At 69.3% G+C, this 9,456-nt stretch carries 11 protein-coding genes and 1 pseudogene; 4 read left to right on the top strand and 8 right to left on the bottom strand.

The genetic code is table 11. The annotated features are described in order from the left end of the window. Nucleotides 1-339 precede the first annotated feature (339 nt). The 4 genes and pseudogenes from shbA to JZ791_RS33595 all read right to left on the bottom strand — a co-directional run bounded on the left by shbA (nt 340) and on the right by JZ791_RS33595 (nt 2,774). Nucleotides 340-1,050 carry an RNA polymerase sigma factor ShbA gene (gene shbA / locus JZ791_RS45465; RefSeq protein ID WP_308163237.1) on the bottom strand — a complete coding sequence of 237 codons (711 nt, stop codon included), beginning with the start codon at nt 1,048-1,050 and terminating at the stop codon, nt 340-342. A gap of 183 nt (nt 1,051-1,233) precedes the next feature. Further along, nucleotides 1,234-1,923: a DUF3159 domain-containing protein gene (locus tag JZ791_RS33605; protein ID WP_216900138.1), complete on the bottom strand. Its 690-nt coding sequence runs from the start codon at nt 1,921-1,923 to the stop codon at nt 1,234-1,236. A 336-nt stretch (nt 1,924-2,259) separates the two neighbouring features. Further along, nucleotides 2,260-2,394, bottom strand: a pseudogene (locus JZ791_RS33600) (single stranded DNA-binding domain-containing protein); the annotation flags it as partial. A 194-nt stretch (nt 2,395-2,588) separates the two neighbouring features. Then, nucleotides 2,589-2,774, bottom strand: coding sequence for a hypothetical protein (locus JZ791_RS33595; RefSeq protein WP_216900123.1), 186 nt, complete (start codon nt 2,772-2,774; stop codon nt 2,589-2,591). Between the two features lie 121 nt (nt 2,775-2,895). On the opposite strand from JZ791_RS33595, the gene JZ791_RS33590 reads away from it, so the two are divergent. Next, nucleotides 2,896-3,621: an alpha/beta fold hydrolase gene (locus JZ791_RS33590; protein WP_216900121.1), complete on the top strand. Its 726-nt coding sequence runs from the start codon at nt 2,896-2,898 to the stop codon at nt 3,619-3,621. A 150-nt stretch (nt 3,622-3,771) separates the two neighbouring features. On the opposite strand, the gene JZ791_RS33585 is transcribed toward JZ791_RS33590, so the two are convergent. Both JZ791_RS33585 and dut read right to left on the bottom strand, forming a co-directional pair. Continuing rightward, nucleotides 3,772-4,671: a DUF3710 domain-containing protein gene (locus JZ791_RS33585; RefSeq protein ID WP_216900136.1), complete on the bottom strand. Its 900-nt coding sequence runs from the start codon at nt 4,669-4,671 to the stop codon at nt 3,772-3,774. Nucleotides 4,672-4,673: 2 nt separating this feature from the next. Further along, nucleotides 4,674-5,147 carry a dUTP diphosphatase gene (gene dut, locus JZ791_RS33580; RefSeq protein ID WP_216900134.1) on the bottom strand — a complete coding sequence of 158 codons (474 nt, stop codon included), beginning with the start codon at nt 5,145-5,147 and terminating at the stop codon, nt 4,674-4,676. Nucleotides 5,148-5,256: 109 nt separating this feature from the next. Here dut and JZ791_RS33575 point away from each other — a divergent pair, with 109 nt between their 5' ends. After that, nucleotides 5,257-5,745: a DUF3093 domain-containing protein gene (locus JZ791_RS33575; RefSeq protein ID WP_216900133.1), complete on the top strand. Its 489-nt coding sequence runs from the start codon at nt 5,257-5,259 to the stop codon at nt 5,743-5,745. Between the two features lie 368 nt (nt 5,746-6,113). On the opposite strand, the gene JZ791_RS33570 is transcribed toward JZ791_RS33575, so the two are convergent. Beyond that, entirely contained in the window at nt 6,114-6,416 is a 303-nt protein-coding gene (locus tag JZ791_RS33570) for a DUF4193 domain-containing protein (RefSeq protein ID WP_216900118.1), read from the bottom strand. Between the two features lie 485 nt (nt 6,417-6,901). Here JZ791_RS33570 and cei point away from each other — a divergent pair, with 485 nt between their 5' ends. After that, a complete protein-coding gene (cei, locus tag JZ791_RS33565; protein WP_216900117.1) occupies nt 6,902-7,579 on the top strand; it encodes an envelope integrity protein Cei in 678 nt (225 codons plus the stop codon). On the opposite strand, the gene JZ791_RS33560 is transcribed toward cei, so the two are convergent. Then, complete coding sequence (locus tag JZ791_RS33560) at nt 7,576-8,484, bottom strand: inositol monophosphatase family protein (protein ID WP_216900115.1); 909 nt, start codon at nt 8,482-8,484, stop codon at nt 7,576-7,578. The two genes, cei and JZ791_RS33560, sit on opposite strands and share 4 nt — an antisense overlap. Before the next feature lie 141 nt (nt 8,485-8,625). Here JZ791_RS33560 and ppgK point away from each other — a divergent pair, with 141 nt between their 5' ends. Further along, complete coding sequence (gene ppgK / locus JZ791_RS33555) at nt 8,626-9,384, top strand: polyphosphate--glucose phosphotransferase (protein ID WP_216900113.1); 759 nt, start codon at nt 8,626-8,628, stop codon at nt 9,382-9,384. The last annotated feature ends 72 nt before the right edge of the window (nt 9,385-9,456 follow it).

The following is a 9,456-nucleotide window of genomic DNA, read 5'->3' as shown; positions in this document are numbered from 1 at the left end:
GCCCCAGTGTGACCTCGAACACCGAACCCTCCCAGGTGGATTCGCCGGCCCGCGAAACTCTCCCGCTCATACTTCCACCCCACACACACTCGGCACCGGCACGAGCGGCAGCGTCCCCGCTACCCGCTCGCTCATCGGACGCCCCCACAAGGGCGGCCCCACCCGCGAGAGCCGGGCTCGGGTGTGCCGTATCCATCCAACATCTGCGGCACGGTGGACCTCGTCAACGGGAACATTCCGGTCAGCATAGGGCGGCCTCCGCCAGAGCCACGCGGCGTACCTGGTATTTCGCCCTGTCCGCACCGAAGTTCGCGGGGCGCCGGGTAGTCCGCGCAGAAACTACGCCGCCTCGCGCAGCCGGGCGCGCAGCTTGTTCAGCGCGCGGTGCTGCATCACCCGCACCACCCCCGGGCTCGTGCCGATCGCCTCGGCGGTCTCGGCCGCGGTCAAGCCCAGCACGATCCGCATCACCAGCACCTCGCGGTGCGCGGGGGCGAGCACCTGCATGAGTTCGTAGGTGGCCGCGCGGCGCTCGGCGGCGATAGCCAGTTCCTCCGGGCCGGCCGCGGTCGAGGCGCGATCCGGGAATTCGTCGATCGGCTGCGCCTGGTGCTGGCCGCGCCGGAACGCGTCGGCGACCTTGTTGGACGAGATGCCGTAGACGAAGGCCAGGAAGGACTTGCCCTGATCGCGATAGCGCGGAATCGCCTGCACCGTGGCCATGCAGATCTCCTGCGCGATGTCGTCGGCGGTGACGTACACGTGCCCGCCGTTGGCCAGGCGGGCCGCGCAGTAGCGGCGCACCAGCGGATGGATGATCCGCACGATATCGGTGATCGCCCGCGCGTCGCCCTCGGCGGCCGGGCCGATCAGGCCGTTCAGTTCGGCGGAGATTCGCTGATTCTCGCTGTGGCCGGCGCCGCTGCCCGACGGGTTCGCGGTGCGCGGCGAGACCGTGCCGGATCCGGCCCTGCCCGCCCGCACGGCGCCCCGCCGCGTCCCTTTGGCGCCAGACACCAGCGATACCACCGGATTGTCCTCGGTTCCCACAGCCCCGACCTTTCGACGATCTCTCGTTGCTCTCACAAGAAATCGTGCTGTGATCAGGACGCTCGAACCAGGCACCCCAGGGGTGGGCGGACCCCACCCCACCGTTGTCCTTGCCCCACCCTCCAGCTGTACGGCGTCGGGCGGAACAAGGTTCATCGCACCAGGAGAAAAATTCGGGGCCGGTTACTCTTCGGCTTCGCTCACGTTCTCTTCGGCTTCGCTTCCGCCCGGGGCGTGCCCGGCGCGGCGCACCGCCCACACCGTGACCAGCAGTGCCACCGCGGTCAGCGGCCAGCCCATCGCGATACGGGTAATCGCGAGCAGTCCGGTGCTGTTGGTGTGATAGAAGTGCGACTGCACCAGGTACCGGGCGGCGAAGACCAGCACCCAGACCAGTGTGGCCAGATCGTAGAGCCGCACCACCCGCCGATCCGAACGCCATTGTGTGCCATGGCCGTTCAGCACACCCCAGATCACACCGGCCAGCGGCCAGCGCACCACGAGCGAAGCCAGGAACACGCCCGCGTAGAGCAGACTCGCCCAGATCCCGAACAGGAAGAAGCCCTTCGCCGCGCCCATCCGGTAGGCGATGAACGCACACACGCCAACACCCAGGAACCCGGAGATCGCCGGCTGGATCGGGTTGCGCCGCGCCAGACGCCACACCAGGATCGCCGCGGCGACGCCCAGCGCGATCCAGATGGCGGCGGTCAACCCCCACAGCGCGTTCGAGGGGACGAACACCACCACGGGCAGAGTCGAGTAAATCAGGCCGCTGATGCCGCCGAGCTGCTCGAGCAGAGTTTCCTCCGGGGCGTCGCGGTCCTCCTCCGGAGCATCCTCGCCGTGATCGTGCGGATCGTCATCTACCATGCGTGCCTTGCCATCTCGGGCATACGCACCGTCGGCGCGGGTGTGCCCACCGCCACCCCGGGAGTACGCGTCGTCGTCCTGTGAATGCGCGGAGTGCGCGCCGTTGTCCCGCCTGTGCGCGCCGCCGCGCGGGTACGCGTCGTCGTCCCGTGGGAGCACCGGATCCGACGCGCCCCGCCGAGGTCGCTGGCCTCGGGAGACGGTGTCATCGGCTCGCGCAGTCCGGTGGTTCGGCTCGTCGTGCGACTGCGAGCGGTTCGAGGATCGGGGAGGGACGGCGCGGCGCTGATTCTGGGCGACCAGTGCGCCGTCGTCGTTACTGGGTGTCGGCATGCGTCAGGAATTCCCGCGGAGTTCGTAGTAGGGGTTGAAGATCACCGTGGCGCCATCGGGTTCACCGATGCGGCCGCGGACCAGGATACGGCGTCCGGGCTCGATCCCGGGGATGCGACGCCGTCCGGGCCACACCAGCGCACGGCGGCGTCCGCTGCCACCCTGCACCTGCCGGAGATGGACATATCACAAACTCTTCCTGCTCTGCTCTACCTGCGCTTACACCGCCACTGTAGACGGATTCGGTGAGCCCGCTATGTCCAGCGGCTCACCTGTCCCGGGTGAGCCGCACGGAGACGGTCATCCGCGTTGGTACCCACGCAAGTGGCCGCTCAACCCAACCGCGGCAGCGGCAGCGGCAGCGGCAGCGGCAGCGGCAGCGGCAGCGGCAGCGGCAGCGGCAGCGGCAGCGGCAGCGGCAGCGGCAGCGGCAGCGGCAGCGGCAGCGGCAGCGGCAGCGGCAGCGGCAAGAGGTGATCATGCGACCCCGGGCCCCGGACAGCATGACGCGCCCACACCGCACCTCTGTTCGCGGGAACCGTCGCCGTGCACGCGCTTCGACCGGGCGGGCACGAGTCCGCTCGATCGAACCGGCCTGCCCTCGCCCGAATTGCCTGGTACACCACGTAGGCTCGGTGCGTGCCCGATCTACCCCGCCCGGCGCTCGTTGTCGGCCTACCCGGTACCGGGTCCGACGCCGACTTCGCCCGCCGTGCCTTCGGACCCGCCTGTGCCGCAAGGGATCTGCCCTTCCTCGCGGTCGAACCCGATCCGTGCGATGTGGTGGCCAGCTGCCGCGCCGCCCTCGACACCGCCGCCCGCTCGGGTCCTGTCCTGGCGGCCGGCATCTCGTTGGGCGCCGCGATCGCCGTCGAATGGGCCTGCGCCCGAGCGGAATCCGCCTTCGGCGTGATCGCCGCCCTACCCGCCTGGACGGGCGCCGACAGCACCGACTGCCCGGCGGCCCTCAGCGCCGCCGCCACCGCCGCCCAACTCCGCGCCGACGGTCTGGACGCCGTCATCGAACGGATGCGCGCGAGCAGCCCCACCTGGCTGGCAGAGGCGCTGACCCAATCCTGGCGCACCCAGTGGCCGAACCTTCCCCTGGCTCTCGACGAGGCCGCTCACTATTCCTGGCCCACCCCCGAAACCCTTGCGTCCCTTCCTGTCCCGGCCGCCATCGTCACGGCCGTTGACGATCCGGTCCACCCCCGGACGGTCGCCGAACAGTGGTCCACCCTGATCCCCCGCGCCGATCTGCACCGCATCACCCTGGCCGACCTGGGCTCCGACCCCGCGATCCTGGGCCACCAAGGCCTGGCCCGCCTGTTCGCCCGCCAGCCCATCGCCGCAAAGCCTCACTGACCGCCCGCTCGGTCACGACCGAGCAAACCGTGTGTGCTCACTGCCCACACGATGGGCTCAGTGCTGCGAACAGGTGCGGATGTGCAACGTCCGTGGGCAACCGGTGACGGCTGCCCACACGCGATGGGCCGGTCGGCCTTCCGGGCAAGGTCAGTGCAGTCCCAGCTGCTGCATGGCCGACCCCTCGGAACCCCGCCGTGGTCCCTCCGGATCCGCCGGCACGACCGGGAAGCTGCCCGTGGCATGCGCCTGGGCGGCCGCGGCCTGCTCGGCGAGGGCCTGCTGCTGGGCCTGGACCTGCTGCTGGTGCGCGGCCTGCAACTGGTCGGCGAGTTCCTGCGGGAGCACCACCGGCAGCGGGTCGCGCACCGGCAGCGGCTCGTCGCCGCGGCGGACCACGGTCTCGCCCAGGATCAACCGGGCCGCCTCGACCAGCGGCTGACCCTCGTCGACCGCGCCCGAGGGACCCGCGGCCACCAGCCGCACCATCCAGCGATAGCCGTCGACACCGATGAACCGCAGGTCCGCGCCGTCGGTAACCGCGTGCAACTCGCGGCCCCACGGGCCGGTCTGCACCGACACCTGGGCGCCGTCGGCGCGCAGCGACTCGGCCAGATCCGCGGCCACCGTGCGCCACTGGCCCGGCGACTTCGGCGCGGCGTAGGCGGCCACCGTCAGCCGGCCGTACTCGGTGGCCAGATGCACCGCCTGCGGCGTGCCGTCGGGGGTCATCTCCACCTGCAACTGCCCGCCCGGGGGCACCGGCACGATCACCGACCCCAGGTCCAAGCGCTGCTCGTTCACATCCTCGAGCAGGTCGGCGACATCCTCGTAGTCGTACGGACCGGTGCGGGGGCCCGAATCCCGCTCGGCCTCCTCGTCGCGCTCCGCGACATAGGCCGGTTCGTCGCGGTACTCCTCGTACTCGCCGTACCCGGTCTCGTCGTATCCGCCCTCGTACTGCGCCTCGTCGTACTCGTCCTCGTACTCGTCGTAGGCGTACTCACCCGCACCCGGCTCCTCCGGGGACCTGTTCTTGCGTCCGAACATCCTCATGCCTCCCTGCCGGGCAGCTCACCGCCGCCGGCACCACCATTATCGAGGCTCGCGTGACCGCCGCTGGAGCCGTATCCCCCGGCCCCGCGCGCGGTCTCGTCCAGCTGGTCCACCTCCACGAAATCGACCAGCTCCACCCGCTGCACGAGCAGCTGCGCGATCCTGTCGCCGCGACGCAGTTCGATCGGGGTGCGCGGGTCGTGATTGATCAGGCAGACCTTGATCTCACCACGATATCCGGCATCGACCGTGCCGGGTGTGTTGACGATCGACAGCCCGGTCTTGGCGGCCAGGCCCGAACGCGGATGGATCAGCCCGACCGTCCCGGACGCCAGCGCCACGGCGATGCCTGTCCCCACGAGGACCCGCTCACCGGGCTCCAGGATGACGTCCTCGGTAGTACACAGGTCCACGCCCGCATCGTCCGGGTGCGCACGGGTGGGCACGGGGATGCCGGGATCGAGCCGCATCAGGGGTATGGATGGAATACCGGTCACATCGAGGGAGCCTACGCGGTCGCCCCAACTGGTACTGACCTAGTCTGATGAGGTGTCCGACCAGCGTCCTCAGCAGGTAGCCATGCCGCCCACCCCAACCGTCACACCGGTTTACTCCGAACGCCATTGGGCGCCGCTGTGGTGGTGGCCGATCGCTCTGGCCATCGTGGGCCTGCTCGCGGCCACCCTGCATATGGGCGCGCCGGGGATCCAGGCGTGGTTGCCGTACGTGCTGATGCTGCCGATCCCGATCTGGTACCTGCTGTGGGTGGGCCGCCATCGCGTCGAGGTGGTCCACGACGCGAACGGAACTCTCGAATTGCGCACCGACAAGGCGCATCTACCGGTAACGTACGTTGCGCGGGCAGCGGCCGTACCCCCCAGCGCCAAGAGCGCGGCGATGGGCCGCCAGCTCGACCCCGCCGCCTTCGTGCAGCATCGCCCCTGGATCAGGCCCATGGTGCTGCTCGTCCTCGACGACCCGGACGATCCGACGCCGTACTGGCTAGTCAGTGTCCGCCATCCGGACCGCGTACTCGCCGCGATGGGCATCACGCCACGCACGGCATAGGCATCGAGCCGCGCACGGCGCCAGCGCGCCCGTGCGCGGCGTAGCCGTCACCCAGCTCTGCCCAAGCCCGAGTCGGCCGGATGACGCGCAGGACAGCGAATCGGCCGTGTTACGGGCCGTGTGCCACCGTCACCGGCTCATCGCACAGCACTGCGGCGGTGCACACCGGAGACGGGTCATATCCGCTCCGGCGTCGGGCAGTGCCCGTCCGCGCTCGGCGGACCGAGCGCGGGCCGACCGGATGGAACTCCCGGGCGGTGTGTCGGTCGTGCGGTACGTGAGGCAGCATGCGCGTACCCGGGACCGGGTACGCGGACCGCCGCCCCGCGCCGATTCGCGGTGTGTCCGATGTCGCTCCGCTTACGCCGCTACGCGGCGCAGTCCATGCAGATCAGCTGCCCGCTGGACTCACTTGCCAGTCGGCTGCGGTGGTGCACCAGGAAGCAGCTCGAGCATGTGAACTCGTCCGCTTGTTTCGGGATCACCCGAACCGAGAGCACTTCCTCGGACAGATCCGCCCCGGGAAGCTCGAACGACTCCGCAGTATCGGATTCGTCGATATCCACGACGGCGGACGCGGCCTCGTTGCGACGAGCTTTCAGCTCTTCGAGCGAGTCCTCGGACACCTCGTCTGATTCGCTGCGCCTAGGTGCGTCATAGTCGGTTGCCATGTCGTATCCCCTCGTCCTTCTTCGTATATCCCGGACCGGCCCTACCTGGCCGATTCCGGAGAATCGACTCGGCGTATGCCGCCCCGCCGGTGGTGTACCTCACGGGTACACCGATCGCCCACCGGCCCGGATCTGCATCAATCCACACCGGATCGCGCTCGGTTAACGCAGGACATGCCCTTGTTGTTCCCGATCACGCACCCTGATTCCCGTCAGTCGATTCGAATCAGGCCGCCAGACAATAGCGGACACGAGGGCAAAAGTCGCAATCAAAACGCACGTGAGTCGGAACTGAGGACCAATCGTCACGCCCCAGGGCGTCCCGAAACGGCTTCGTAGCCACTCTTACCGCAAACCGTTACCGATACGACACGACATCGACACCACCCCCGGCGAGGCGGCCGACCCCCGCCCGGAACACCCCGAAAGGCTGGCCGACCAGCAGGGTTACCTGGATATGCCCCACCAGCTCGTAAGGTAAGCGTGTGGTTTCACTGATCACCGAAGGCAGCACCAGCGACAAGAAGGGCCGCCCGTTCCAGCGGCGCCGCTATCAACCATGGGTCGCGATGGTGGCGATCCTGGCACTGATCTGCGCCATCGTCTGGATCAAGGCGCTCACGACCGAGGATCGCAGCCATACCGCGATGGCCTGCAATTCGCCGAGCCCGTCGACCGATACCAATTCGCCCAAACCCGCGCCGCTGGGTGAGCGGGTAGGGGCCACGCGCCTGCAGGACGTGGAACCCGCGCCGCTGTCACAGGCCAAGGTGCGCATCTACAACGGGTCCGGTGAGCGCGGCCTGGCCGAGCACATCGCCACGAGCCTCAGCGATTACGGCTTCGCCAGCCCGCCCCCGCCGGCGTATTCCAACGATCCGGTGTACGTCAACGGCGACCTGGACTGCACCGGCCAGATCCGCTTCGGCGTCTCCGGTCGCCCCGCGGCCGCCGCGGTCCAGCTGGTCGCGCCGTGCGCGGAGCTGATCGAGGACCAGCGCACCGACAACACCGTGGACCTGGCGCTCGGCACGCTGTTCGGCAACGACATCCAGCCCAGTGACAACGCCGAAGAGGTGCTCAAGTCGCTGCGGAACCCGGCGCCGGGCGGGCCATCGATCGATCCGAAACTCCTGTCCGCCGCCCGCGCCGCGAACTGCTAATCCTCCGGAATCGGCGCCGACACGCCGAGTCGCTCGAGCAATTCCGTCAGTTCCCCGGCGATTCCCGGCGCCGCCGCCACGACCAGTTCCCCGGTCTTGGCGAGGGTGCCGGCCGGGGGCAGGCTGACCCGGGCGCCCGCCTCGGCGGCGATCAGCGCGCCGGCGGCCCAGTCCCAGGTGTTCAGGCCGTGCTCGTAGTGCGCGTCCACCATTCCGGCCGCCACCATGCACAGATCCAGTGCGGCCGACCCGATCCGCCGGATGTCGCGAACCCGCGGCAGCACCTGCGCGATCAACTCTCCTTGACGCGCCCGCCGCGCCGCGCCGTAGCCGAATCCGGTGGCCAGCAAGGCCATCTCGACCGAGTCGACGTCGGTGCAGCGCAGCGCCAGCGTCGTGCCGTCCGGGCCGACCCGCGTCGCCCCGGCCCCGAGTCCCGCGCTGTAGACCCGGTCTCCGACCACGTCGGCGACGGCCCCGGCCAGCGACCGTCCCTCCCGCATGGCGGCCACCGACACCGAATAGGCCGGGACGTCGTAGAGGAAGTTCACCGTGCCGTCGATGGGGTCGACCACCCAGACGATCTGCGAGTCCGCCTCCCACCGGATGCTGCCCCCGCCCTCCTCACCGAAGACCCGCTCGCCCGGACGCAGCTCGCTCAGCAGGGCGCGGATGAGTTCCTCGGCCTCGGTATCCACGACGGTCACCGGATCGGTCGGCGTGCTCTTGGCGCGAACGGCGTCAGGGCTCAGGACACCCGCCGTGTCGCGCAGTTCGGTGCGCCGCTTGCGCACGTGCGCGGCGGCCGTCTCGGCGAGATGCACTGCGGTGCGCCGCAATTCGGCGATCAGGGTCTGGTCGGGGAGGCTGCCGGGGTCAATCCTGGTTTCGGGCACGACCTCCATCCGATCACAGATCCTCGGACGGGCGCATTAGGCTTGTCGTGCACGACACAGATCAGTCCGTCGGCACTCCACCGCACATCGGCGTGTAACGTGCCGCGCGCACCTGTTTCGGCCCGGCACCACAGGAACGAGGAGTCGTCAATGTCCAACCGGGGACAAGCATTCGGGATCGACATCGGAGGCAGTGGCGTCAAGGGCGCCGTGGTCGATCTGGCCACCGGCGACCTCGCGCACGAGCGCATCAAGATCGCCACGCCGCATCCGGCCACTCCGAACGCGGTTGCCGAGACCGTCGCCAAGCTGGTCGCCCAGGCCGACTGGGCCGGGCCCGTCGGCATCACCCTGCCCAGTGTCATGGTCAACGGCATCGCCCGCACCGCGGCCAATATCGACCCCAGCTGGGTGGACACCGACGCGCGCCAGCTGTTCTCCCTGGCCCTCGGCGGTCGCGACGTGGTGGTCCTCAACGACGCCGACGCCGCCGGCATGGCCGAGGACCAGTACGGCGCGGCCAAGAACATCGAGGGTCTTGTCATGCTGCTGACCTTCGGCACCGGCATCGGCTCGGCGCTGATCCACCACGGCGCGCTGGTGCCGAACACCGAATTCGGGCACATCCAGATCGACGGCAAGGAGGCCGAGCACCGGGCCGCCTCCTCGGTCAAAGAGAAGAAGAACCTCTCCTACAAGGAGTGGGCCGTCCAGGTCACCAAGGTGCTGGTGACATTGGAAAACCTGCTCTGGCCTGATGTGTTCGTGGCCGGAGGCGGCATCAGCCGCGACGCCGAGCACTGGATTCCGCTGTTGGGTTGCCGGACTCCGGTCGTTGCCGCACATCTGCGCAACACCGCGGGTATCGTTGGCGCCGCGATGGCGGTCGAGGCAGGAATCGCGCCATAAGCGAGGCAAAAGGCGTGCATACCGTTTCGATAGTTACAATGGAACGCATGCCCGGCGGTGAGCCGGAACCGA

Origin of the sequence: Nocardia alni, from assembly GCF_019038435.1 — a bacterium.
Taxonomy (GTDB): Bacteria; Actinomycetota; Actinomycetes; order Mycobacteriales; family Mycobacteriaceae; genus Nocardia; species Nocardia alni.
The sequence above is the reverse complement of the archived record's forward strand: the minus strand, read 5'-3'. Positions and strand labels throughout refer to the sequence as shown.